General features: G+C 68.1%; 22 protein-coding genes, 1 pseudogene and 1 riboswitch. Of the genes and pseudogenes, 12 read left to right on the top strand and 11 right to left on the bottom strand.

From position 1 onward, the window contains the following. The first annotated feature begins 93 nt into the window (after positions 1 to 93). Complete coding sequence (locus tag DTQ71_RS00395) at positions 94 to 642, top strand: hypothetical protein (protein ID WP_109562321.1); 549 nt, start codon at positions 94 to 96, stop codon at positions 640 to 642. 69 nt (positions 643 to 711) lie between these two features. Here DTQ71_RS00395 and infB read toward each other — a convergent pair whose 3' ends face one another. From infB to rimP, 4 genes are read right to left on the bottom strand one after another with little or no spacing between them, the layout of a single operon-like run. Next, a complete protein-coding gene (gene infB / locus DTQ71_RS00400; RefSeq protein WP_109562322.1) occupies positions 712 to 3,171 on the bottom strand; it encodes a translation initiation factor IF-2 in 2,460 nt (819 codons plus the stop codon). After that, positions 3,168 to 3,797, bottom strand: coding sequence for an RNA-binding protein (locus DTQ71_RS00405; protein ID WP_109562323.1), 630 nt, complete (start codon positions 3,795 to 3,797; stop codon positions 3,168 to 3,170). Before DTQ71_RS00405 ends, infB begins: the two co-directional genes overlap by 4 nt. A gap of 15 nt (positions 3,798 to 3,812) precedes the next feature. Then, on the bottom strand, positions 3,813 to 5,576 hold the full coding sequence (gene nusA / locus DTQ71_RS00410; protein WP_109562324.1) for a transcription termination factor NusA: 1,764 nt from the start codon (positions 5,574 to 5,576) through the stop codon (positions 3,813 to 3,815). A 4-nt stretch (positions 5,577 to 5,580) separates the two neighbouring features. After that, positions 5,581 to 6,165 (bottom strand): ribosome maturation factor RimP, encoded by a 585-nt coding sequence (gene rimP, locus DTQ71_RS00415; protein WP_109562325.1) that lies wholly within the window; start codon positions 6,163 to 6,165, stop codon positions 5,581 to 5,583. Positions 6,166 to 6,760: 595 nt separating this feature from the next. Between rimP and DTQ71_RS24805 the strand changes: the two are divergent. The 3 genes and pseudogenes from DTQ71_RS24805 to DTQ71_RS00430 all read left to right on the top strand — a co-directional run. Then, positions 6,761 to 6,886 (top strand): annotated as a pseudogene (locus DTQ71_RS24805) (dihydroxyacetone kinase subunit DhaK); the annotation flags it as partial. A 526-nt stretch (positions 6,887 to 7,412) separates the two neighbouring features. Beyond that, positions 7,413 to 7,622, top strand: a complete 210-nt coding sequence (locus DTQ71_RS00425) for a hypothetical protein (RefSeq protein WP_109562327.1) — start codon at positions 7,413 to 7,415, stop codon at positions 7,620 to 7,622. Positions 7,623 to 7,902: 280 nt separating this feature from the next. After that, positions 7,903 to 9,519 carry a peptide ABC transporter substrate-binding protein gene (locus DTQ71_RS00430; protein WP_109562328.1) on the top strand — a complete coding sequence of 539 codons (1,617 nt, stop codon included), beginning with the start codon at positions 7,903 to 7,905 and terminating at the stop codon, positions 9,517 to 9,519. A 199-nt stretch (positions 9,520 to 9,718) separates the two neighbouring features. On the opposite strand, the gene DTQ71_RS00435 is transcribed toward DTQ71_RS00430, so the two are convergent. After that, positions 9,719 to 10,438: a helix-turn-helix transcriptional regulator gene (locus tag DTQ71_RS00435; protein ID WP_109562329.1), complete on the bottom strand. Its 720-nt coding sequence runs from the start codon at positions 10,436 to 10,438 to the stop codon at positions 9,719 to 9,721. Positions 10,439 to 10,705: 267 nt separating this feature from the next. On the opposite strand from DTQ71_RS00435, the gene DTQ71_RS00440 reads away from it, so the two are divergent. Beyond that, a complete protein-coding gene (locus tag DTQ71_RS00440) occupies positions 10,706 to 10,963 on the top strand; it encodes a hypothetical protein (RefSeq protein WP_109562330.1) in 258 nt (85 codons plus the stop codon). Between the two features lie 596 nt (positions 10,964 to 11,559). Here DTQ71_RS00440 and DTQ71_RS00445 read toward each other — a convergent pair. Both DTQ71_RS00445 and DTQ71_RS00450 read right to left on the bottom strand, forming a co-directional pair. Then, positions 11,560 to 12,135 carry a hypothetical protein gene (locus DTQ71_RS00445; protein ID WP_109562331.1) on the bottom strand — a complete coding sequence of 192 codons (576 nt, stop codon included), beginning with the start codon at positions 12,133 to 12,135 and terminating at the stop codon, positions 11,560 to 11,562. 96 nt (positions 12,136 to 12,231) lie between these two features. Beyond that, on the bottom strand, positions 12,232 to 12,534 hold the full coding sequence (locus DTQ71_RS00450) for a hypothetical protein (RefSeq protein ID WP_109562332.1): 303 nt from the start codon (positions 12,532 to 12,534) through the stop codon (positions 12,232 to 12,234). Positions 12,535 to 13,047: 513 nt separating this feature from the next. Continuing rightward, positions 13,048 to 13,145: riboswitch (TPP riboswitch) on the top strand. Between the two features lie 35 nt (positions 13,146 to 13,180). On the opposite strand from DTQ71_RS00450, the gene DTQ71_RS00455 reads away from it, so the two are divergent. Genes DTQ71_RS00455 through DTQ71_RS00465 form a run of 3 tightly spaced genes read left to right on the top strand, consistent with a single transcriptional unit; the run spans position 13,181 to position 16,383 of the window. Next, positions 13,181 to 14,155, top strand: coding sequence for a thiamine ABC transporter substrate-binding protein (locus DTQ71_RS00455; protein WP_109562333.1), 975 nt, complete (start codon positions 13,181 to 13,183; stop codon positions 14,153 to 14,155). After that, a complete protein-coding gene (locus DTQ71_RS00460) occupies positions 14,139 to 15,695 on the top strand; it encodes an ABC transporter permease family protein (protein ID WP_109563090.1) in 1,557 nt (518 codons plus the stop codon). The genes DTQ71_RS00455 and DTQ71_RS00460 overlap by 17 nt, the downstream gene beginning before the upstream one ends. Then, positions 15,688 to 16,383, top strand: coding sequence for a thiamine ABC transporter ATP-binding protein (locus DTQ71_RS00465; RefSeq protein ID WP_109562334.1), 696 nt, complete (start codon positions 15,688 to 15,690; stop codon positions 16,381 to 16,383). The genes DTQ71_RS00460 and DTQ71_RS00465 overlap by 8 nt, the downstream gene beginning before the upstream one ends. On the opposite strand, the gene tspO is transcribed toward DTQ71_RS00465, so the two are convergent. The 3 genes from tspO to DTQ71_RS00480 are packed head-to-tail and all read right to left on the bottom strand — an operon-like array spanning position 16,372 to position 19,438. Further along, positions 16,372 to 16,830, bottom strand: a complete 459-nt coding sequence (gene tspO / locus DTQ71_RS00470; protein ID WP_109562335.1) for a tryptophan-rich sensory protein TspO — start codon at positions 16,828 to 16,830, stop codon at positions 16,372 to 16,374. The genes DTQ71_RS00465 and tspO overlap by 12 nt on opposite strands. 5 nt (positions 16,831 to 16,835) lie before the next feature. Next, on the bottom strand, positions 16,836 to 17,864 hold the full coding sequence (crtB, locus tag DTQ71_RS00475; protein WP_109562336.1) for a 15-cis-phytoene synthase: 1,029 nt from the start codon (positions 17,862 to 17,864) through the stop codon (positions 16,836 to 16,838). After that, positions 17,861 to 19,438, bottom strand: a complete 1,578-nt coding sequence (locus DTQ71_RS00480) for a phytoene desaturase (protein ID WP_109562337.1) — start codon at positions 19,436 to 19,438, stop codon at positions 17,861 to 17,863. The genes crtB and DTQ71_RS00480 overlap by 4 nt, the downstream gene beginning before the upstream one ends. 112 nt (positions 19,439 to 19,550) lie before the next feature. Between DTQ71_RS00480 and crtA the strand changes: the two genes are divergently transcribed. The 4 genes from crtA to bchO are packed head-to-tail and all read left to right on the top strand — an operon-like array spanning position 19,551 to position 23,753. Next, entirely contained in the window at positions 19,551 to 20,249 is a 699-nt protein-coding gene (gene crtA / locus DTQ71_RS00485) for a spheroidene monooxygenase (RefSeq protein WP_109562338.1), read from the top strand. Next, positions 20,246 to 21,256 carry a magnesium chelatase ATPase subunit I gene (gene bchI / locus DTQ71_RS00490; protein ID WP_109562339.1) on the top strand — a complete coding sequence of 337 codons (1,011 nt, stop codon included), beginning with the start codon at positions 20,246 to 20,248 and terminating at the stop codon, positions 21,254 to 21,256. Before crtA ends, bchI begins: the two co-directional genes overlap by 4 nt. After that, complete coding sequence (locus DTQ71_RS00495; protein ID WP_109562340.1) at positions 21,253 to 22,866, top strand: VWA domain-containing protein; 1,614 nt, start codon at positions 21,253 to 21,255, stop codon at positions 22,864 to 22,866. The genes bchI and DTQ71_RS00495 overlap by 4 nt, the downstream gene beginning before the upstream one ends. Continuing rightward, positions 22,863 to 23,753: an alpha/beta fold hydrolase BchO gene (gene bchO / locus DTQ71_RS00500; RefSeq protein WP_109562341.1), complete on the top strand. Its 891-nt coding sequence runs from the start codon at positions 22,863 to 22,865 to the stop codon at positions 23,751 to 23,753. The genes DTQ71_RS00495 and bchO overlap by 4 nt, the downstream gene beginning before the upstream one ends. On the opposite strand, the gene DTQ71_RS00505 is transcribed toward bchO, so the two are convergent. Further along, positions 23,738 to 24,181, bottom strand: a complete 444-nt coding sequence (locus DTQ71_RS00505) for a c-type cytochrome (protein WP_170125253.1) — start codon at positions 24,179 to 24,181, stop codon at positions 23,738 to 23,740. The two genes, bchO and DTQ71_RS00505, sit on opposite strands and share 16 nt — an antisense overlap. Positions 24,182 to 24,250 lie beyond the last annotated feature (69 nt).

Here is a 24,250-nt window from a genome sequence, read left to right on the forward strand (position 1 = left end):
GGAAAATCGGCCGGTCCCCCAGGGGGCCGGCCTTTTTCGTTGCGCGGTGCCTTGGGCGACGCGCAAACTGGAAGAAAACAAGAGGAACAGCAGATGGCAGAACCAGCGGAACGCGGCGCCGCAGCGGAGCGGATGGCCGCCGTCGCGATCTTCCTCGGGATTGGCGCCGTGATCGCGGGAATGGGGCTTTTGGGCATCGGAGCCATGACCGGAGGGCTTCCTGGCCTGCCGTCGCTGGGATGGCTCGGGGCACTGCTGCCGGGGGCCGTTGTCGCGCTGCTGGGACTCAGCCTCGTGATGCGGGGCATGCATCTCAACGCGACCCTCGACACGCTGGCCAATATCCGCCTTCTCCAGGAGGAAACCCACCGCGCCCGCACCCAGGCAGCCGTTCATTCCCATGCCGTGCGGGAACCCCTGCCGGAACTGCGGACCACCAGCCAGATGCAAATGGCGCAGGCTGCCTCCAATCCGGCCCCGAAGGTGACGGCCAAGGTGACCTCCGGGCCCGGCTCGGCCACGGTCGCGCATATGCCCAAGCGGGCCTCGATCCAAACGGAACAGCGGGCGAGCAAGTCGGCCCCGATCAAGGGCAAGCCGTTCCAGCCCCACCCGATCTTCATGGCGCGTCCGCCCAAGTGAGACACCCATCGCCGCCACGCAAAAAGGGCGCCCCTAGGGGCGCCCTTTCGCATAGCCGGTCGGCTCGGATCAGCTGAGCGTGCGCTCGACTTCTTCGCGCTCGAAGATCTCGATAACGTCGCCCACGCGAACATCGTCGTAGTTCTCGAAGGCCATGCCGCATTCCTGACCGGACACGACCTCTTTGACCTCGTCTTTGAAGCGCTTGAGCGTCTTCAGCGTGCCCTCGTGGACCACGGTGTTGTCCCGCAGCAGACGCACCCCGGCCGAGCGGCGCGCGACGCCCTCGGTCACGAGACAGCCCGCCACGTTGCCGACGCCGGTGACGCGGAAGGTCTCGCGGATCTCGGCATAGCCGATGAAGTTCTCGCGCACTTCGGCCGAGAGCAGACCGCTCGCCGCCGCTTTCACGTCGTCCACAAGATCGTAGATCACCGAGTAGTAGCGGATCTCCACGCCCTTCTGGTTGGCCGCTGCACGCGCCGGCGCGTTGGCACGGACATTGAAGCCAATCACCGGCGCACCGGAGGCTTCCGCCAGGCCGATATCCGATTCGGTGATGGCGCCGACGCCGTAATGCAGCACGCGGACGCGCACCTCTTCGTTGCCGATCTTCTCCATCGCCTGCACGATCGCCTCGGCGGAGCCCTGAACGTCGGCCTTCACCACCACCGGCAGCTCGGAGACGTTCTCGTCGTTCTTCGCCTTGGCCAGCAGCTGATCCAGCGTCGTCTGTGCGCCCGCGGCGGCGCGCTTGTCTTTGGCGGCCTGCTCCCGATAGGCGGCGATTTCGCGCGCCTCGGCCTCGGTCTTGACGACGTTCAGGACGTCGCCCGCCTCGGGCGTGCCGTTCAGACCCAGCACCTCGACCGGCACGGAAGGCCCGGCCTCGTCGACGCGGTTGCCGTTGTCGTCGACCAGCGCGCGGACCTTACCCCACTGCTCGCCCACGACGAAGATATCGCCGCGCTTGAGCGTGCCGTTCTGCACCAGGACGGTCGCGACCGGGCCGCGGCCCACATCGAGCTGCGCTTCGATCACGGCGCCCTGAGCGGCGCGGTCGGGATTGGCCTTCAACTCCAGGATCTCGGCCTGAAGCGCGATGGCCTCCAACAACTCGGGCAGGCCCTTGCCGGTCAACGCCGAGACCTCGACATCCTGGACATCGCCGGACATGCCCTCGGTCACGACCTCGTGCTGCAAGAGCGCGGTCCGCACGCGATTCGAATCGGCGGCGGGCAGGTCGCACTTGTTGATCGCGACGATCATCGGGACACCGGCGGCCTTGGCGTGATTGATGGCCTCGACCGTCTGCGGCATCACCGCGTCATCGGCGGCCACGACCAGCACGACGATATCCGTCACCTGCGCGCCGCGGGCGCGCATGGAGGTGAAGGCCGCGTGGCCCGGCGTATCGAGGAAGGTCAGCTTCTTGCCGTTCACCTCGACCTGATAGGCGCCGATATGCTGCGTGATGCCCCCGGCCTCGCCCGAGACGACCTTGGTCTTACGGATCGCATCCAGAAGCGAAGTCTTGCCGTGGTCGACATGGCCCATGATCGTGATGACCGGCGCGCGGTCCTTCAGATCCTCGGGCTTGTCCTCTTCGACTTCGATGGCCTGTTCGACGTCCGACTCGGAGACGCGCTGAACCTTGTGCCCGAACTCCTCGATGATGAGCTCGGCGGTGTCGGCGTCGATCACCTGGTTCTGGGTGACCATCATGCCGTTCTGCATCAGCGCCTTGACCACGGAGGCCACGCGCTCGGTCATGCGGTTGGCCAGCTCCGACACCACGATGGTCTCGGGCAGCTGGACGGTGCGGATCACCTTCTCTTGCGGGCCGCTATCCCGACCGCCGCGCTTCTGACGCTCCTGCTTGCGACGCATCGAGGCGAGCGAGCGCTGACGCCCGCCTTCGCCGCCGCGCAGCGCCTGGTTCACGGTCAGCTTGCCGCCGCGGCGCTCGCCGCCGCCCTTGGGCTTGCCGCCGGAATCGTCGTCGCGCTTGCGGCGCTGATCGCCGCCGCCGGGCTTGGCGTCGGGGCCGAGATTGCGCTGGCGCTCGGGCTGGGGCGTGGCCGCGACCGGTTCGGCGGGCTTGGCTTTTTCCTCCTGGGCCTCACGCTTGCGGCGCTCGTCCTCCTCGGCCTTCTGGCGGAGCAGTTCTTCGCGCTCCTTCTCTTCACGGGCCTTGGCCTCGATCTCGGCGCGACGGCGCTCGCGCGCCTCCTCGGCCTCACGCTCCTCGCGCGCGCGGCGGGCGGCGTCCTCGGCCTCGCGGGCCTTGGCGGCTTGCAGCGCCTTGAGGCGCCGCTCCATCTCGGCGCTGGTCGCGCCGCCGGACTTGCCACCTTGGGCATTGACGGCCGCGGCGGATTGGGCGCCCGGCTTTGGGGCCTGGACGCGCTTGCGCTTGGTCTCCACCACGACGTTCTTGGTGCGTCCGCGGGCAAAGGTCTGCTTCACCTGTCCGCCGCGGGCGCCTCCGGAGAGGCCGAGGGGTTTCTTTCCGTCCGTATCGCTCATGCGTTCCCGATTTCCTTCTCGGCAGCCGGTTTGCCGCCGTCGTGTCTGATGCCTTGAAGCCTTGCGGCTTCCTCTACAATACGTTCCGCCAAGGTTCCAGCCGCGACCGCGGCATGGATCACCCGGTCGCGGGCGAAGGCCAGGCCCAACTCATCGGCCGTCAGGAACCCGATCCATTTTCCGCCCTCGGGCGTGCTCAACTTGCCCTTGCCCCGCTCGGAGCCATCGCTGGCCTGAAGCAGGACGCGAATGTCCTCGCAATAGAGGGCGGTCTTAACCTTCTCGTATCCGGTTACGGCCTTCCCGGCCTTGCGGGCCATGGCGAGCGTATCCTGCACTCGGCGCAGCAGCGCCGCCTCCACCATGGCGATCAATCCGTCGGGCACACCGACCTGTCGCTTGGCGCCCTTGGAGAATATGCGCTTCGCGACCGCCTTTTCCAAGGCCGCGCGCGACGCGGTCACATAGATCCCCCGGCCGGGCAGCTTTTCGGCCACGTCCGGATAGACCATGTCGTCGGGTCCGACGACGAAGCGGACCAGCCCCGATTTGGGGCCGGTCTCGCCGGTCACGATGCAGCGGCGCTCTGGCTCACTGCGGTCCTTGTCCCTGCCACCGCGGCTCATGGACGTCCGGGGCGATCACGCCCCGGCCTCCTCGGTCTCGGGCGCGTCGTCGGTCTGGCCCATGGCCTCCTCCGGCGTGACCCAGCCCAGCATGACGCGGGCGGTCATGATCATGTCCTGCGCTTCCTCCAGGGTGACGCCGAAAGGCTCCAGCAGGCCGTCGTCCTTCTGGCGCTCGCCATCGACGACGGTCCAGCCGCCTGCCAGCTCCCAGTCGGCACAGGTGGCGAACTCTTCCAGGGTGGTGACGCCGTCCTTGGTCAGCGCCTCCAGCATCTGCGGGCTGAGCCCCTCGAAGCCGGCCAGATCGTCCTGCAACCCGTTCGCCCGCGCGGCCTCCAGGGCCTTGGCGTTCTGGGCCTCCAGGTAGTCGCGGGCGCGGGCCTGCAACTCGTTCGCGGTGTCTTCGTCGACGCCGTCGATCACCAGCAGTTCGTCGATCTCGACATAGGCGACCTCTTCGAGGTTGGTGAAGCCCTCGGAGACGAGCAGCTGGGCGAAGAACTCGTCCAGGTCCAGCGTGTCCATGAACAGCTTGGTGCGGACCTCGAACTCGGCCTGACGGCGCTTCGATTCCTCTTCCTCGGTAAGGATGTCGATATCGAGCCCGGTCAGCTGCGAGGCCAGACGTACGTTCTGCCCGCGCCGCCCGATGGCGAGCGAGAGCTGCTCCTCGGGCACGACGACCTCGATCCGCTCGTTCTCGTCGTCGAGCACGACCTTGGTCACCTCGGCGGGCTGGAGCGCGTTGACCAGGAAGGTCGGCGCATCCTCGTTCCAGGGGATGATATCGATCTTCTCGCCCTGAAGCTCGTTGACGACGGCCTGCACGCGCGAGCCGCGCATACCGACGCAGGCGCCCACCGGGTCGATGGACGAATCATAGGAGATCACGGCGATCTTGGCGCGCGACCCCGGATCGCGGGCGCAGGCCTTGATCTCGATGACGCCGTCATAGATCTCCGGCACTTCCATCTCGAAGAGCTTTTTCATGAACTCGGGCGCGGTGCGCGACAGGAAGATCTGCGGGCCGCGCTGCTCGCGCCGGACGTCCTTGATGTAGACGCGGATGCGGTCGCCGGGGCGATAGGCCTCGCGGCCGATCTTCTCGTTGCGGCGCAGCACGGCTTCGCCAGCGCCGATATCGATGATGACGTTGCCGTATTCCTCGCGCTTGACGAGACCGTTGATGATGGTCCCGGCACGGTCCTTGAACTCTTCGTACTGACGGTCGCGCTCGGCCTCGCGGACCTTTTGCAGGATGACCTGCTTGGCCGATTGCGCGGCGATGCGGCCCATGTCGACCGGCGGGATCACATCGACCAGCACGTCGCCTTCCTGCGGCGGCGTATCCTGATCGACGCCTTCCATGCGCTTGGCGTCCTTTTCGGAGGGCTTTTGCAGATAGAAGGCGCGGACCTCCTTCTCGTCGATCTTCTTGCCCTCTTCGCCGTAGATCGGGATCTTCCGCTTGGTCACGAAGACGTCGCCACCCTGGCTGCGCACCGTGTCGGCGGCGGCCTTGGCGGTCATCTCGGCCTTCTCGTTCTCCAGCATGTCCTCGTCGGTGACGGTGCGCACGCGGGTGAAGGTGGCCTGGCCGGTCTTGCGGTCGATCGAGACCTGCACGTCCATGTCGGCGCCGTAGCGGGACTTGGCGGCCCGGGCGAGGCTGTCTTCCATCGCCTCGACCACGAGACCGGGGTCGATCATCTTCTCGCGCGCGACCGCGTCAGCGATCTGCAGCAGCTCCAGCTGGTTGGCGGATGTAATCGCCATGCCCTCAGTCCTCCTCACCGTCCATGAGTGTCTCTACTTCATCGAATTGGGTCTCGTCGATCTGACCCTTGTCCTTGCGCGTCTTCAGCACCTCTCGGATCAACTCGTCCGTGAGGATCAGCTTGGCGTCGCTGAGCCAGTCGAATTTCAGACCGATGACGGGCGTCTCCTTGCCCTGCTCGATCTCGATCAGAACCTCGTCGCCCTCGGTCCCCATCAGGGTGCCCTTGAAGCGGCGCTGCCCGTCGATCAGCTCGGTGGTCTCGATCCGGGCCTCGTAGCCTTCCCAGGCGTCGAAATCCTTGAGCCGAGTCAACGGCCGGTCGATGCCGGGGCTGGAGACCTCCAGCGTGTATTCGCCCTCGATCGGGTCCTCGACATCCAGGTTGGCGCTGAGCGCGGTGCTGATCTCGGCCAGGGCATCGACCTCGATCCCGCCCTCGGGCAGATCGCACATCACCTGGAGCGTGGCGGTCTTGCCCGACATCAGGCGCAGGCGCACGAGTTCATACCCCATATCCTCGACGATAGGGGCGACGATTTCGGCCAGGCGCTTGTCCATGGCCGTCTTGGCGATGAGATCCGACATGGCTGTCCTCGGAAACGAAAAAGCGGGCCGTGCGGCCCGCTGCATAAGGTCGGTGGTGCCTGGAGGCGCCGCTGTTGAGGCTCACATAAAGAGACCGCGGACCAGATGCAAGATGTCTCGGCGACGGGCCGCGAAAACAGCGCTTCCCGATCTGCCCCGAGGCCCGAACCCGACCCTTGGTCCGGACCCGCAGGGGGGCAAAATCCGGCGGGACTGCAGGGCGGACAGAGGGGGCGGAGACATCCCGGCGCATGGACGCCCCTCCGGTCCCGCGCGGCGCTCCGATCCGAGCGCATCGATGCCGCCCGCCAGCCGTCGCGCGCCGGGATGGCTGACCACGACGTGATCACCCTGGCGGACTCGCACATTCCCGATCTGGGCGAGACCGTGAAAGGCCGCCCCCCGCAACACGCTGTGGTTCGCCGCCGATGGCGCACCACTCTAAAGAAGGTCCCCCACGCAGTTCATCAACGACAAGGCCGACCTCGTCACCGAGGCCATTGACGGGCTGATCGCAGCCTCCGGCGGCACGCTGGCCCGGCTCGACTGCTATCCCCACCTCAAAGTCGTCACCCGCACGGATTGGGACCGCTCCATGGTCACGCTAGTCTCCTGCGGTGGCTCCGGGCACCAACCGGCCCATGCGGGCTTCGTCGGTCCCGGCATGCTGACGGCAGCGGTCTGCGGTGAGGTCCCCGCCTCGCCCTCGGTCGAGGCCGGCTGCCTTCTGATCGTCCAGAGCTATACTGGCGGCCGGCTTAACTTCGGCCGCGCGCCCAGACGCTGGCCGAGCAGATCGAGATGGTCGTGGTCGATGACGACGTCGCCCCCCCCCCGACCTGCCCCAGGCCGGCGGCGTGGCCGGCACGCTCTTCGTCCACAAGATCGCGTGCGCCATGGCAGAGGCGGGCGCGCCGCTCGATGAGATCGCCGCCAGCCGCCGCATGCTCGGCCTCGATTAACCCAGTATTAAGGTTAACGTGCCCCCCTTCTTCCCTGCACAAATATCCCGGGGGGGCGCGCAGCGCGGGGGGCAGAGCCCCCCTCCGACAGATCGGTCAGGAGACCCCCATGGTGACATGACGCAACGAAACCCTCGGTCGCCGCATCCGCCTCGGCATGGTCGGCCTGGAATGGGCGCAGGAGGACCCGACCGATCTTTGGCACACGCTTCTGGGCGAGCCCACGCGCCTGCTGACCCGCAACGGGGCGGGCGCGATGGAGGCGGGTACGCGCGCCTCTCCCGCGTGCCGCCGGGCTATCCCGAGGGCTATCTGGAGGGCTTCGCCAACATCTATTCCGAAGCAGCCGACGCGAGCCTCGCCGCCCGCGAGGACAAGTCCCCGGATAGCGCGGTCCACTCCCCCACGGCGCAGGACGGGCTGGCGGGCGTCCGCTTCGTTGATGCCTGCGTGCGGTCCTTGAAGGCGAATGCGCGCTGGGTGACGCTCGACTAGGAAGCGCTGGCGTCGATGTGATCGGACGAGTTCGGTCGGATCTCTATCCAGGCCGGAGCGACCGGCCGGACCTGCGGGACCGGGGGCCAGCCCCCGGACCCCCGGAGTATTTTCGGCCAGAAGAAGGGGGCGTTAATCTTTCTTTACGGTTCGTTACCGGTTGGATGGGCTCCCTTCCGCTGTCGGCCCGTGCCCGAACGGCATGCCGTCGTCTTTCGCCTTTGGTCTCAGGCGCGCTTGCGCCACACTCCTCATGCAGTCCAACCAGGAGGCCACCCGAATGCAACGCCGTTCGCTACTCGCCCTCGCCCTGGCCACCACGGCCCTCGCGACCCCGACCCTCGCCGCAGACGTGCCCGAGGGCGTCACGCTGGCCGACGACCAGTCCTTCACCTACCGCACCCTGGACGAGTTCTCGTCCTTCGATCCCCAGGTGGTCGAGGATGTCGATGGCTCGGAGGTCGTGCGCGACCTGTTCGAGGGGCTCTACAACCAGGACGCGCAGGGCAATACCGTGCCGGGCGTCGCCCTCTCCCACACCGTCTCCGACGACAACCTCACCTATACCTTCACACTGCGCGACAACGCCAAGTGGTCCGACGGCACCCCCGTCACCGCCGGCGATTTCGTCTATGCCTGGAAGCGCGCCGTCGACCCCGCGCTCGCCTCGCCCTACGCCTGGTACATGGAGCTGATGTCGATCGAGAACGGCGCGGCGGTCATCGCGGGCGAGATGGCGCCCGACGCGCTGGGTGTCTCCGCCCCCGACGACCGCACGCTGGTCGTGCAGCTTAGCCAGCCGCTGCCCTACTTCACCAAGATGGTGAGCCACGCGACCACCTTCCCCGCCCCCGCCTGGGTGATCGAGGAGCATGGGTCCGAATGGACTCGTCCCGAGAACATCGTCACCAACGGCGCCTATGTCCTGACAGAGCACGTGCCCAAGGAACGCTCCGTCCGGGAGCGCAACGAGATGTATTGGGACAACGCCAACACCGTCCTCGACCGCGTCACGACCCTGACCATCGGCGACGACGCGCAAGGCTTGACCCGCTGGCGCGCGGGCGAGCTCGACATGACCGACATCCCCGCCGGCCAATACCCCGCCCTCGCCGAGGAGTTCCCGACCGAGGCCTACGCCCTGCCGCGCCTGTGCAACTACTACTTCAACTTCAACCTGGCGAGCGGCCCCGAGGCGTTCCAGGACGTCCGCGTGCGCCAGGCGCTGTCGATGGCGCTGGACCGCGAGGTGATCGTGGAGCGCGTGCTGCAAGGCGGCCAGTTCCCGGCCTTCACCTTCACGCCGGGCGCCACGGCGGGCTTCGAGGTGCCGGACGTGCCGATGGCCGCGATGACCCAGGCCGAGCGCGACGCCCGCGCCAAGGAGTTGCTGGCCGAGGCGGGTTACGGCCCCGGAGGCCAGCCGCTCAGCTTCACCTATCTCTACAACACCTCCGAGGCGCATCAGCAGGTCGCCATCGTCGCCTCGCAGATGTGGAAGCAGAAGCTGGGCGTCGAGGTCGAGCTGGCCAACCAGGAATGGAAGGTCTTCCTGGAGACCCGCGGCAACCAGAACTACGACATGGCCCGCGGCGCCTGGTGCGGCGACTACAACGAGGCGTCGACCTTCCTGGACCTCGTGACCACCGAGTCCGGCTATAACGACGCCAAGTTCTCCAACGCCCGCGTCGACGAGCTGATGGCCCAGGCGAAGTCGTCCTCGGACCCGCAGCCGCTCTATACCGAGGTCGAGCAGATCCTGGCCGAGGAAATGCCCGTGATCCCGGTTTATCACTACTCGACCAACATGATGCTCAAGGACGAGATCCAGGGCTGGCCGGTCGATAACGTGGAGCAGACTTGGTACTCGAAGAACCTCTACCGGGTCGCGGAGTGAGGGCCTGCCACCCCGGCCCAGCGCGGGCCGGGGTGGCAAGGTCCGATCTGAGCCCTTCTGCGACCTTTGGACAATCTGCAGCATCCGTCTTGAACGGCGGATACCGGCCGTTCGCTGCACCAATCACGAACGTCTCCTCCGCAAGGCAAAACGATTGGTCAGTTCCAAACTCGGTTGGCTGAAATCTGCGGTTCGGGCGTCAGCGCGGCGCAGCTATTGCGCCTGAAGTCAGGGCCCGCGCCACAGCATCTACCCGGTTGCGCGCACCAAGCCGCTGGATGGCCCTTGCGATATGCAGCTCGACCGTCCTCGGCGACAGCGACAGTCTGCGGCCAATCTCCTTTGCCGAAAGGCCGGCGGCAGTCAGGCCGAGGCATTCGCTTTCGCGGGGCGAGAGTGAAGGTGTCTCGTATTGGACGCCCTGATGAAACAGGTATGCGACGCCGACAAGACGCGACTTCAGCCCCTGGATCCAGTCATTGAATTCCCGCTCGGCCCCGAAGCCGATAAAGGAGAGTGTTCCATGACCGCCCTTATCCGCCTCGTGTAGCGGTACGGAGACGGCCGCTTTTACGCCGTGGTCGCTGAGATGGCTCCACAGCGCTGAATGCCCGGTGTCGAAGCGGCCGCCTGGTGCCAGATCGCGCCAGTCGATCGGCGAAAAATCGCGACGCAGAGCCTCGCGAACAGGGTCTGACCGGTAGCGTTCGCGATCCTCGCGGTAGTCGGCCCACCAATCGGCCGCTCGCCCGTCTACAGCGAGTTGCCTGGGTTGCGGCGCCGGAGCGCCTTCGGCCGTGCTATATCCGTAGAATATTGAAACATCCTGCGGGGGAGCCAACACCTTGCGCAGTGCAGCAAAGCGGTCCAGCAGCCGGTTATTACCCGCCAGGGCATCCATGATGTCTTCCGTTCGCATCAGCTTCCGCTCCGAACCGATTCACCCCCGTATTTTTACCAGATTGTCGACCCCCGTACACCTTTCGATACTCAGGAGCATCAACTGATTGGAGACAATGATGACCATTTTCGAGAAGATCATCACCGGCGAGGTCCCAAGCGCCAAGGGTTTCAAGGACAACTCCGTCTACGCCCTCATGGATGCGGAGGCCCGCTTTCTGTCTCCAGACGCTTAAACCAACGCCACATCCGGCAAAAAGCCTCACATAAACTGACGGAGGGTACCATGCTCAAGACCATCATCACTGCCACCATCATCACTGCCACCATTTTCCCCGCCACCGCGATCCAGGCCAATGCTGACACAAACAAGAAATATGACCTTTCAATCCTGCCGGCGGATGTCGCTGTCCGCGTCGTCGAGCTGCAAAAGCATGGAGACCGCTTCGAGGCTGCCATCCGCGCGATCTTTATCGCGGCCGTGAAACCCAGCTCAGGCTTTGACTGCCTCGAACCCAATTCCCGCGATGCCCCTCAGACCTGACCGCATCCGGAGAAAAGGTGCCGGAGAATTCTGGCCCCGCTTCCCATGTGAAAGGTCGGCTTTGCACGCATCAGCACGCATCAGAGCGTCGATTACCATGTGGGCTCGAAGCAGCCCTTCGCAACAAGTTGGATCAAGGTCAGCATTGGGCCGTTCTCGCTCTCTCATGACGATAGCGTAAAGGTCGGCTCGGTCCGCTCAGCGGACGTTCCAACCTCGCACAGGACGCGCTGCTTCAGAAGCGATCTGCGGGTGACGGACCGTCTTCTCCCCGATGGACAACCCCGCCCCTCCCTTGCCTCTCGCTCCACCTCCGGGTGCCTCACGGCTGAGATACGCATGCGAACCCGTTGAACCTGACCCGGCCAAGACCGACGGAGGGAAGGTCCAACGTCACGTCTCCTCGGACCCGCCCGCTCTGTACCGAGGTGGAGCAGATCCAAGCCGAGGAGATGCCCGTGATCCCGGCTTATCACGACTCGACCAAAATGATGCTCAAGACCGGCTTGAAGCCCGAAGCGGCCCATTTGGCGGCCCGTCTCTAGCCCAAATAGCCTGCGCCGGCTGAGGCCCCCGCACGCGAGCGTCTCGCCGGTTCAGCGATCGATCTCACCGTTCAAGCGGGACCAGCGAAAGATGAACATGAGTGCAACCATGCAGACGACGAGGCCGACGAGGTCTCCCACGGCATAGATGAAAAGAACTTTCAAAAGCTGATCCAGGCCGATGAGACCGGAAAAGATAAATGTCTGCGCGACCGAGTTGATGACGGAAGCGACTGCGCCTATCGCGATCATCCCCTTCCAGCTCAGCCGTTTTGAGCGTCCGTAATAGAGATCGAGGCCGACCAAGCGAGCCAGTTCGAAGGCGACAAAGGCCGCGATCGCGCCCGCGAAGATACTCTCCAGCAAGACAGGCTCTAGGAAGTCGAATTCGGCGGCGGGCGTGAAAAGCCAGGCCGCAACGCTTGACCCAAGCAGCAATGCCGGAATCGCTCGCCATCCAAATGCCCAGGTGGCAAGGACCCGAACGCCGTGCGGAAGATAGATCAGGCTGGCGAATATCGTCTCGTCGGGCAGGAACATGCGTTGCGCCGGCGTCACCGCCAGTGCGGTCAGCCCGTGGCAGAAAACATACGCCAGCGTGACGATCAGAAACGTCAGGAAGCCCATCCTGCGCGCGACGCCTCCCACCGTTTGGAATGCTGATGGCATGGAAGAGCAGGGTTAAGCACGTCTCGGCACGCGCAACGCCATGAAGACCCAGGGTTATTGGCTGACAAGATCGGCGCGAACGACATAGTGCCGGGCTTTGTAGCCCCTCGCCTTTTCGAGCAACCCCAGGCCCACCAGGGATCGTAGCGCCCGGTGATAGGTCGCCTGAGCAAGGCCAGAGGCCAGATCGTGCTGACGGATCTGTTCGGATGTGACCACCTCTCCCAGTTCGCCTGTTACGGAATGCGCCGCAAGGAGAACGTCCATCTCGGCCGCAGTCAGCGCGTCAAGGCCAACGTCCGCTTCCATCTCGCGAAGCATGCAGCGAAGTTCAAAGAGAGCGGAGAGTTTGTCCATGATTAAACTGCGTCAACCGATCGTGGCTCTGGAATTCGTGTCGGGCGACAGGTCGCCAAAATTATCATATTGACAACTTTAGCGACCTGTAGCTAACTCATCAAGAGTCGAGGTGTCATAGTGAGTGGTGGCCTCTCGATCATTTGACAAATTCTGCCCTGGCTCCTTCGTGGAGCTAGGGTAATTATATCGGACCGCGCCTGATCCGTAAAGAACGCGGCAGGGGCGCTCCGGTTGGCTTGTGGCACTCAACCTGGATGAAGCGCAACTTTGTCCGCCCGGCAAACCTCCGATCCCCATAGAACCGGCGTCGCCCGAGCGATCGGGCGTCAGGACGCCGATCGTCTTCTGGCCCGTCGCCAAGATGCTTGAGCCGTCCGTCGCCGAGCCTCCTACTGAGCTATGACGACGGTATCGACGTCACGACCGATATCACGACCGTCGTCCTGACCGGGATCTCGACGCCGCTCCAAGCGCCTCCGCTGGACAATTCCCGCCGCCTCCCCTACCTCTCGCCACACCTCGGGGTGCCGTCACGGCTGAGATGCGTATGCGAACCCGTTGAACCTGACCCGGTTAAGACCGGCGGAGGGAAGGTCCGACGTCACGTCTCCTCACCCCCGCCCGCCGCCTTGGGAGTTGAGAGATGAGACTGACCATCGCCACGGGACTGACCTTGATCGCCTCGGCCGCCGCCGCCGAGCCCCTCACGGTCTATGCCCCTGATTACTTCGCCTCCGAATGGGGCCCCGGCCCCGCGATCAAAGCCGCCTTCGAAGCCGAGTGCGACTGCGAGATCGAATACGTCACCGGCGACCTCCTGCCCCGCCTGCGCCTGGAAGGGGAGCGGACCACGGCGGATGTCGTCATTGGGCTGAACGCCGACGACGCGGAGCGGGCGCGCCAGACCGGGCTCTTCGCCCCCCATGGCGTGGAGATCGAGGGGCTGACCATGCCCATCGAATGGACCGACGAGACCTTCGTGCCGTTCAACTGGAGCCACACCGCCTTCGTCTACGACACCACCCGGCTGGCGGAGGCGCCCGAGAGCTTCCAGGCGCTACTCGACGCGCCCGACGATCTGGCGCTGGTGGTACAGGACCCGCGCACCTCGGTCTCGGGGCTGGCGCTGGCGCTCTGGATCCAGAAGGTCTTCGGCGACGAGGCCGAAAACGCCTGGGCCGCGCTCGCGCCCAAGATCGTGACCGTTACCCGCGGCTGGTCCGAAAGCTATGGCATGTTCACCGAAGGCGAGGCGGACATGGTGCTGAGCTACACGACCTCGCCCGCCTACCACATCATCGCCGAGGGCGACGACACGAAGAAGGCCGCCATCTTCGAGGAGGGCCATTACGTCCTGGTCGAGACCGCCGGGCAGATCGCGGGCAGCGACCAGCCGGAACTGGCGCAGGCCTTCCTGGACTTCATCCTGACCGAGGATTTCCAGTCGATCATCCCCGAGGGCAACTGGTCCCTGCCGGCCAAGCTGGACCCGGCCAAGATGCCCGAGGGATTCGCGCAGTTGGACATGCCGGCGACCGCGCTGATCTATGGTTCGGGCGACGCGGAGACGCTGCGGGACAAGGCCGTGGCCGCCTTCGAGGCTGGCCTGGGCCGCTGAGCCGGTCGTGAGCCGAGGACCGGGCACGCGGCTGGGCACCGCCGCGGCGCTCGCGGTGCTCGTCGTGCTGCTCGGCCCCTTGCTGGCCGTGGCCTGGCGGGCCGAGGGCTGGGCGGGCCTGCGCGCCTCGGATTGGGGCGCGCTGCGCTTCACGCTCTGGCAGGCGGCATGCTCGTCGGCCCTCTCGGTCCTCCTCGCCATCCCCGTCGCCCGCGCGCTGGCTCGGCGGCGCTTTGCGGGGCGCGATGCCGTGGTGCTGCTGCTGGGGGCGCCCTTCATCCTACCGGTCATCGTCGCCGTCCTGGGCCTCGTCGCCGTGTTCGGGAGGACCGGGCCGATCGCCTGGATCGCGGGCCTTGCCGGGCTGGACCCGCCCTCGATCTACGGCGCGCAAGGCGTGATCCTGGCTCATGTCTTCTTCAACATGCCGCTGGCCACCCGGCTGATCCTGCAAGGCTGGCAGGCGATCCCCGGGGAGCGGCTGCGCCTCGCCGCCGCGCTGGGCTTCGGGCCGGGCGACACGTTTCGCCTGCTGGAATGGCCGATGCTACGGGCGACGGTCCCGGGCGTGGCCCTGGTCATCTTCCTGATCTGCACGACCTCCTTCGCCGTGGCCCTCGCGCTGGGCGGCGGCCCCCGGGCCACGACGGTCGAGCTGGCGATCTACCAGGCGTTCCGCTTCGATTTCGACCTCGGCCGCGCGGCGGCCCTAGGGGGCGTTCAACTGGCGCTGGGAGGCCTCGCCGCCTTCGCGGCGTTGCGCCTCACCCTGCCCTCGGGCTTCGGCGCAGGTCAGGACCGGGTCGTGCCGCGCTGGGACTCGTCAGGACCGCTGCTGCGGGGGCAGGACGGAGGGGTCATCGCCCTGGCCTGCGCCTTCCTTCTGCTGCCGATGGTCCTGGTCCTGGCCGAAGGCGCGCTGCACCTCACGAACCTGCCCGCTGCGGTCTGGACGGCAGCCGCGCGCTCGCTCGCCATCGCGCTGGGCGCGGCGCTGTTGACGGTGGGGCTGGCGCTGGCCATGGCGGTCGCGGCCCTGCGGGCCCCTTGGGTCGAGGCCGCGGGGACGCTTGCCGTCGCCGCCTCGCCGCTGGTTCTGGGCACCGGACTCTACCTGCTGCTCTTGCCGCTGGCCAATCCGATCGCCTTTGCGCTGCCGGTGACGCTGCTGGTCAACGTGGTGCTGGCCCTGCCCTTCGCATTGCGCGCCTTGATCCCCGCCATGCGGGAGCTCGACGCGGATTACGGGCGCCTGTCGGCCTCGCTCGGCCTGACCGGATGGGTCTGGCTGCGCCGGGTCGGCCTGCCGCGCCTGCGCCGTCCGGCGGGCTTTGCGGCGGGGCTGACGGCGGCGCTGGCGGCGGGCGATCTGGGCGTCATCACGCTGTTCGCGACGCCGGAACAGGCAACACTGCCCTTGATGCTCTACCAACTCATGGGCTCCTATCGGATGGAGGAGGCGAAGGCCGCGGCGCTGCTGCTGGTCATCCTGAGCCTGGGGCTGTTCTGGCTGTTCGAGAGAGGATCGCGGGATGCTTGAACTCGACGGGCTGGAGATCGTGCAGGGGGCGTTCCGCCTGACCGCGGACACGGTCCTCCAGGCGGGCCAGATCACCGCGCTGATGGGGGCGAGCGGGTCGGGCAAGTCGACCCTTCTGGCCGCCATCGCGGGGTTCCTTGACCCCGTGCGCGGGAGCATACGGATCGCAGGCACCGACATCACCGGATTGGCGCCCGGGGATCGGCCGCTCTCGATGCTATTCCAGGACAACAACCTCTTTCCGCATCTGACGGTGGCGCAGAATGTCGGGCTGGGCCTGCGCCCCGACCTGCGCCTGTCGCCCGCGCAGAAGGACGCGCAGGCCGCGGTGCTGGCCCGGGTCGGGCTGGAAGGGTTGGAGGCGCGCCGCCCGCGCGACCTCTCCGGCGGCCAGCAGAGCCGAGCGGCCCTGGCGCGGGCCTTGTTGCGCGGCCGGCCCTGGTTGCTGCTGGACGAGCCGTTCTCGGCGCTGGGTCCTGCCCTCCGCCGCGACATGCTGACCCTGCTGCGGGAGACAGCCCGGGCCGAGGGCCTGTCGGTTCTGATGGTGACCCATCACCCGGAGGACGCGCGCGCCGTGGCCGACGCCACCTGCCTCATCGCCGATGGTGCGCTGATCCCGCCCGCGTCGACCGAGGCGCTCTTTGCCGAGCCGACCCCGGCGCTGCGGGCCTATCTAGGCGAATGACGGGTTGCGGCGCAGGACCGACGCGTTCAGCGCCCCGGCGATCGTGACCCAGAGCAGATAGGGCAGCATCAGCAGCGCCGAAAGCCGGTCGAGCGGCCAGGCCGACGCGACCAGCCCCGCCACCGCGACCCAGAGCAGCAGCATCACCACGAAGGCGGCGCGCATCTTGCGCAGCCCGAAAAAGACGGGCGTCCAGAGCGCGTTGAACGCGATCTGCATCGCCCAGAACGCCATCGCGTATTCGGAGCCCGCCATCGGCGCCAGCCGCGCGCCCACGAAGGCCAGCGCGAGATAGAGCGATGTCCAAACGACCGGGAAAACCCAGTTCGGCGGCGTCCATGGCGGTTTTTCGAGGCGGTCGTACCAGTCGCCCGGCGGAAACATGGCGCCGGTCGCGCCCGCCCCGAATGTGGCGAGAAGGAAGATGGCGAAGAGGATCCAATCCATAACGGTTAGATAGGCCGCGCCCGGCCCCCGTCCATATGGCGGTCTTGAGCGGCGAGCTGCGAGAAGACATCGAGCACATCGTCGCTCCACCCGCCCTGGACCGGACGGGGATCGCTGGCGGCGGCCACCAGGAAGGCGGTCTCGTCCAGCGGCCGCGCATGCAGGACCGGAGAGCGGGGCACCAGCGAGACCATCCCGGCCTGGACCACGGCGCGGCCCAGCCAGCCCAGCTTTTGGCCTCGCGAGGTATGGGCCCGGCGGGTCACGCTGTCGAAGCCCGCGCGCCGCACCTCGCCACCGATCCCGTCATAGACGTAGCGCGCCGCCATGATGCCGGGCCGTGCGGCCAGCGGCAGGGCGCGGATGCCGGTTTCGGAGCGGTGGTAGAGCCTCTGCGCCTCGGCCAGCAGGCGGCGGGTCATCTCGCGGATGACCGGGTCGGGGCGCGGATTGGCCAGGAAAGCCGCCGGCTCCAGCCCCGCGGCGGCGAACCAATCCGTCGGAAGATAGAGCCGCCCGGCGCGCGCATCCTCGCCCACGTCGCGGGCGATATTGGTCAACTGCATCGCCACGCCCAGGTCGCAGGCCCGCGCCAGCGCGTCGGCATCCCGCACGCGCATCAGCACGCACATCATCGCGCCCACGGCGCTGGCCACCCGGGCCGAATAGCCGCGCAGGGCGCCCAGATCGGCATAGGTACGCCCCTGCGCGTCCCAGGCCAGCCCCTCCAGCAGGGCTTCGGGCAGGGCGCGGGGCATGTCGAAATCCTCGATCACCCGGGCAAAGGCCCGGTCGGCGGGCACGTTGGCGGGGCGCCCGGCATAGACGGCGTCCAGCCGGTCCTTCAGCCGCAGGACGGCGGGCGCCTTGTCCGCGACCTCGTCGACCGAGTCGTCGGCCAGCCGGCAGAACGCATAAAGCGCCAGCGCCGGGTCGCGCACCGAAGCGGGCAGCAGCCGCGACGCCGCGTGGAAGGAATGGGAGCCGGTGCGGATCGCCTCCCGGCAGTGGTCCATATCGGCATGCACGCTCATTCGGCAGCCTGCGGAACCGGCCTTGCGACCCCGGCGTGCCAGGTCTCCACCCGCCGCGCCGGTGGCACGACCTGCTCCAGCACCTCGGCCGAGGCGACCACGCCCGGCAGCCCCGCGCCCGGATGCGTTCCCGCGCCCACCAGGAAGAGGCCCGGCGCCTCCTCCGAGACGTTATGGGGCCGGAACCAGGCCGATTGCAGGATCCGCGGCTCGATCGAAAAGCCGCAGCCATGAGGCGAGAGATAGCGGTCGCGGAAATCCCGCGGCGTCAGACACATACTGGCGGTGACGTGATCACCGAGGCCCGGCATCAACTCCCGCTCCAGCACGGCCTGCACCTTCTGGCGGTAGCTTTCCGCCTCCTGCCCCCAATCGACCGGGTCGCGGTGACCCAGATGCGGCACGGGCGAAAGCGCGTAGAACGTGTCGTCCCCGGGCGGCGCGACCGAGGGGTCGGTAACCGAGGGGCGGTGGATATAGAGGCTCATGTCCTCTGACAGATGCCCGCGGCGGAAGACGTCGCGCAGCAGCCCCTCATACCGGGGCCCGGACAGAATGGTGTGATGGCCCAGATCGGGCCACATGTCGCGCGTGCCCTTGGTCCCGAAATACCAGACAAAGAGCCCCATCGACCACCGCGCCCGGCCCAGCTTCCGGTCGGTCCAACGGTGCCGCGTCCGGCCTTTGAGCATCTTGGCATAGGTGTGCCCCGCATCGGCGTTCGACACCACGATGTCGGAGGCGACCTCCTCCCCGGAGGTCAGGCGCACACCCGAGGCACGGCCGCGCGCATCCTGCGTCACCTGATCGACCTGGATGCCCAGCCGGACCTCGCCGCCTTGGCCTTCGATCACGTCGACCATGGCCCGCGCCATCGCGCCGACCCCGCCCATCGCGTAGTGGACGCCCTGGGTCTTCTCCAGATGGCTGACCAGCGCATACATCGACGTCACCCGCGCCGGATCGCCGCCGATGAAGAGCGGGTGGAACGACAGCGCCATGCGAAGCCGCTCATCCTTCACCCGCGACCGGGCCAGGGACAGGATCGAGCGGTCGGCCCGCAGCATGGCGAAGCGCGGCAGCACCTTCGCCGTCTCGACGAAGCGATGCATCGGCTTGGTCAGCATTCCCTCGTAGCCGACGATATACCGCTCCTCGGCGTCGCGCAGGAAGCGGCGCCACCCCGCCACGTCTCCGGGCGAGAGACGGGCGATCTCGGCCTCCATATCCGCATCCTCGGCCCGCGCCGCCAGATGCGAGCCGTCCGGCCAGCGAATCGTATAGAAAGGATCCAGCGGGATCAGGTCGATCGCCGCGTCGAAGTCGTGCCCGCAATCGGCGAAGAGCCGGCGGAACACCTCGGGCGCGGTGACGATGGTGGGGCCCAGATCGAAGCGATGCCCGCCCGACGTGATCGATGACGCCCGTCCGCCAGGCGTGTCGAGTCGGTCAAGCACGGTGACGTGCCAGCCCTTGGCGCCGAGACGCATGGCGGCGGCGAGCCCGCCGAGCCCCGCGCCGATGACCACCGCGCGGGATCGGCCCGTCGGCTCGAAGGTGGGATGACGTGTCATGCGGTCGCGGTCACCTCAGATGGCTTGGCAGGGCTGTCTATCTCAGTTTACAGTATTCATGTAAGCTACGACAAGCCCTCCCTTCGTTGGGCCATTTCCAGGGACCGGACCGATCCAAACCGTCACGCTCTCGCTCTACCGTTTCGGGCCGCTCTCGGCGCGACTCTGGGCCTTCGCGCAGATGGGTCTGGCGCGGGCGGCCATGCGGCATGTGCCGGGCCTCACCTTCTGGAAGCTGATGGGATCGGGCACGGGCGAGGGCTTTACGCCGATCCCGAATACGGGCGTCTATGCGATCCTCTGCGCCTGGACCGATGCGGACGCGGCCCAGCACGGCCTCGAAGCCCCGGTCTTCGCCCGCTACGCCCGCCGCGCGGCCGAGGTCTGCACCCTGACGCTGCGGCCCCTGACCGCGCGGGGGCGCTGGTCCGGCGTCTCGCCGTTCCGCCCGCTGAGCGAGGGCCAGAGCACCGGCCCCCTCGCCGCGCTGACCCGTGCGACGGTCCGCCCGGCCAACCTGTTCCGCTTCTGGCGCCGTGTGCCCGACATCTCCCGCCGGATCGGCGGCAACCCGGACGTGCGGCTCAAGATCGGCGTGGGCGAGGTGCCGTTCTTCCACCAGGTCACCTTTTCGATCTGGCCGGACGCCGCGTCCATGGCCCGATTCGCCAGGACCTCCGGCCCCCATGCCGCCGCCATCGAGGCGGTTCGCGCCGGCGACTGGTTCGCCGAGGAACTTTATGCCCGCTTTGCCATCGCCGACGCACAAGGCGTCTGGCAGGGCCGTCCCGCCGCCGAGGTGCTCACATGATCCCGTTCCCCTTCACCGCCATCGTCGGCCAGTCCGAGATGAAGACCGCGATGATCCTGACCGCGGTAGATCCCGGCATCGGCGGCGTTCTCGTCTTTGGCGACCGGGGCACGGGCAAGTCGACGGCGGTGCGGGCGCTGTCCTCTCTCCTGCCGCCCTTGCAGATGATCGACCGCTGCCCCGTCAACTCGGCCAGCCGGGCGGAGGTGCCTGACTGGGCCGGTCCCGTGGGCGAGGTCGTCACCCGGCCCACGCCGGTGGTCGATCTGCCGCTGGGCGTCACCGAGGACCGGGTGACGGGCGCGCTCGACATCGAACGAGCGCTGACCCGCGGCGAAAAGGCGTTCGAGCCGGGCCTGCTGGCCCGCTCCAATCGCGGCTATCTCTATATCGACGAGATCAACCTGCTGGAGGACCACATCGTCGACCTGCTGCTCGACGTGGCCCAGTCCGGCGAGAACGTGGTCGAGCGCGAGGGGCTGTCGATTCGCCATCCCGCGCGCTTCGTCCTGGTCGGGTCCGGCAACCCCGAGGAGGGGGAACTGCGCCCTCAGCTGCTCGACCGATTCGGCCTGTCGGTCGAGGTGACGTCGCCTGGCACCGTCGAAGAACGGGTCGAAGTGCTGCGCCGCCGCGATGCCTTCGACCGCGACCGCGCCTCCTTCGTGGCCGCGCAGAGCGCCGAGGAGGCCGCCTTGCGCGACCGCATCGTTGCGGCCCGCAGCGCGCTGCCGAAGGCCGGCGCGGCGGAGGCGTTGCTTCATGATTGCGCCGCCCTCTGCCTCGCGCTCGGCGCCGACGGCCTGCGCGGAGAGCTGACCCTGCTGCGCGCCGCCCGCGCCCTGGCCGCCTTCGACGGCGAGTCGCCCACCCGCGCGCATCTGACCCGCGTCGCGCCCATGGCGCTGCGCCACCGCCTGCGCCGCGACCCGCTGGACGAGGCCGGCAGCACCGCGCGCATCGCCCGCGCCCTGGCCGAGGCCTTCCCGGAGGAGGTCGCCGCGTGACCGATCCCTGGGCCGTCGCGGTCCGCGCCGCCCATTGCCTCGCCCGCGAGCCGCTGGCCTTGGGCGGCCTGCACCTGCGCGCCCGCTCCAGCGATGCGCGCAATCGGTTGCTGCGCCTGCTCCACGACTTCCTGCCCGGTGCGGCCCGGCTACACCCGGATACGGGGGACGAGGCGCTCTTCGGCGGGCTCGACCTGTCCGAGACGCTGCGCAGCGGTCGCCCGGTGACGCGGGCGGGGCTGCTCGCGCGCTGCGACACGCTGATCCTCGCCATGGCGGAGCGAGCGACCCCGGCCCTGGCGGCCCGGCTGGGACAAGCGCTGGATGGCGGGGGCCACACGCTGATCGCGCTGGACGAAGGGGCCGAGTCAGAGGAACGCCTCGCCCCTGCCCTCGCCGACCGGCTCGCCATCTCGCTCGATCTGGAGGGTCTGCGCGCGAGCGACATGCCCGGCCTGACCCCTCTGGACGATGAGGCGCCGGCAGACGCCCCGGCCGAACGCCTTGCCGCCCTGTCCGTCGCCCTCGGCATCGGTTCGATCCGCCGCCCGCGCCTCGCCCTGCTCCTGGCTCGGGCCTCCGCGCAGATCGACGGTCGCGACACCCCGTCCGAAGCCGATCTCGCCTTCGCCGTCACCTGTGCCCTGGCCCCCCACGCGACCCGCCTGCCCCCGGATCCAGCGGAAGAGGAGGCGGCCGACAGGCCGGCCTCCGATGACGCGCCCCCGCCCGCCGCCGAGAACGATGCCCTGCCCGAAGGCGATCTGCTACTCGAGGCGGCGCTGGCCAGCCTGCCGCCCGACCTGCTCGAACGGCTGGCCCAAGGGCCGGTCCCGCGCGCGACCGGTCTGGGGACCGGCGCGGCGCGAAAGGGCAATCGCAGGGGCCGGCCCCTGCCGCCGCGCCCCGGCCGCCCGGATGGCCGCGCGCGCATCGACCTTGTCGCCACGCTGCGGGCCGCGGCCCCCTGGCAGACGCTCCGTGGCGCAGGGCCCGGCCAGACCGTCCAGGTCCGCGCCGGCGACATCCGGCTGAAGCGCTATGAGACCCGCTCCGATCGTCTTGTCATCTTCGCCGTCGACGCCTCCGGCTCCGCCGCCTTCGCGCGGCTGGGGGAGGTGAAGGGCGCGGTAGAGCTGCTCCTCGCCCAGGCCTATTCGCGCCGGGACCACGTCGCGCTGGTCTCCTTCCGGGGCACGCAGGCCGAGTGCCTGCTGCCGCCCACCCGCTCCCTGTTGCGCACCCGCAAGGAACTGTCGGGCCTGCCGGGCGGCGGCGGCACGCCGCTGGCCGCCGGGCTACGCACCGCCCTGGAGCAGGCGGTGCAGGCACGCGGCCGCGGCATGGATCCCGCGGTCGTGCTACTGACCGACGGGCGGCCCAATGTGGCTCTCTCGGGCCGGGCGGACCGGGCCGAAGCGATCGGCGATGCCACCGCCATGGGCCGCGCCCTGCGCGCCGCGGGTGTGACCGCCATGGTGATCGACGCCGGCAACCGGCCCAGCCCCGCCCTGCGCGACCTGGCCCGCGAGATGGGCGCCGACTGCCTGCCCCTGCCCCGCGCGGATGCGGCCCGCCTTTCCCATGCGGTGTCGGACGCGCTGGGATGATCCCCCAGGATTGGCCCAACGCCGAGGCCAGCCGCATCGTCGAGAGCCGTCCCCATCGCTGGCATGTCCAACAGCTGGGGACCGGCCCCGATCTGCTGATGCTGCACGGCGCCGGGGCGTCGACCCATTCCTGGGCGGCGCTGGCGCCCCGCCTGTCCGGGCGCCTGCGGCTGACCATGATCGACCTGCCGGGCCACGGGTTCAGCCGGGCGGGCACCCGCGCCCGCTCCGGGCTCGACGCCATGGCAGAGGACATTACGGCCCTTCTTGCCCAGTTGGAGGTGACGCCCGCCGCCTATCTGGGCCACTCGGCCGGCGCCGCGCTGGCCCTGCGACTGTCTCTGGACGCCAAGCCACAGCGCCCGGTCATCGCGATCAACGGCGCGTTCCAGATGTTCAACGGCGTCGCGGGTTTCTTGTTTCCGATCATGGCCAAGGCCCTGTCGCTGAACCCGCTCACGGTGCCGCTCTTCACGATGGGATCGACGCCCGCGCGGACCCGGCGGCTTCTGTCGGGCACGGGCAGCGCGATCGACGCGCCGACGTTGGACCGCTACCACCGGCTGATCTCGGATCGGACCCACGTGGCGGGCGCACTGGCGATGATGGCGAACTGGTCTCTGGACGGGCTTCTCCGCGACGCGCCGCGCATGGAGGCGCCGGTCCTGCTTTTGGCGGGGGAGCGGGACCGGACGGTTCCCGCGGCGGTCAGCCGCGACATGGCACGGCGCCTGCCGCGGGCGCAACTCCGGGTGGAGTCGGCGCTAGGCCATCTCTTGCACGAAGAAGCCCCCGACCTTGCGGCGGGGGCTTGCATCGCATTCCTGGAAGAGACGGGCGTGCTTGCCCGCGAAATCCAGGCGCCTCCGGTTTACTCGGAGAACTGAGCGAGGAACGCGTAGAGGTTCACGGCGTCGTCTTCGTTGCGCACCCGGTAGGACATCTTGCTGCGGCCGCTTTCGCCGGAAACTTCCTGCGAGTGACCGGTCGGGTCCTGCACATAGGCGACAAAGTTTGCCTCGTCATAAACCATCCCGGCTTCGCCCGCCGCCACGACGATGTCGGAATAGCGGAAATCCTCGACGGAGCCGGCGGTGCGGCCGACGACGCCGTAGAGGTTCGGGCCGGTCTTGGCCGCACGGCCCGCAAGGACCTCGCCCGCGTCGTTCTCGACGACATGGCAGGACTGGCACTGGCGGAACGCGCTCTCGCCGGCGCCGGCGTCGCCGGTCGCGGTGAGGTCGAGGGCATGGCCATCAGCGAGGGCGGGGCCGGCGGCCAGCAGGGCCGCGGCGATCGTGAGGTGGCGGATCATAGGCTTCTCATCTCCCTTAGTGATGCGTTCTGCCAAAGACCTAGGCCACCGATGACCGTCTTCCAATAA

The organism is Jannaschia seohaensis (assembly GCF_900116765.1).
GTDB classification, from domain to species: Bacteria; Pseudomonadota; Alphaproteobacteria; order Rhodobacterales; family Rhodobacteraceae; genus Jannaschia; species Jannaschia seohaensis.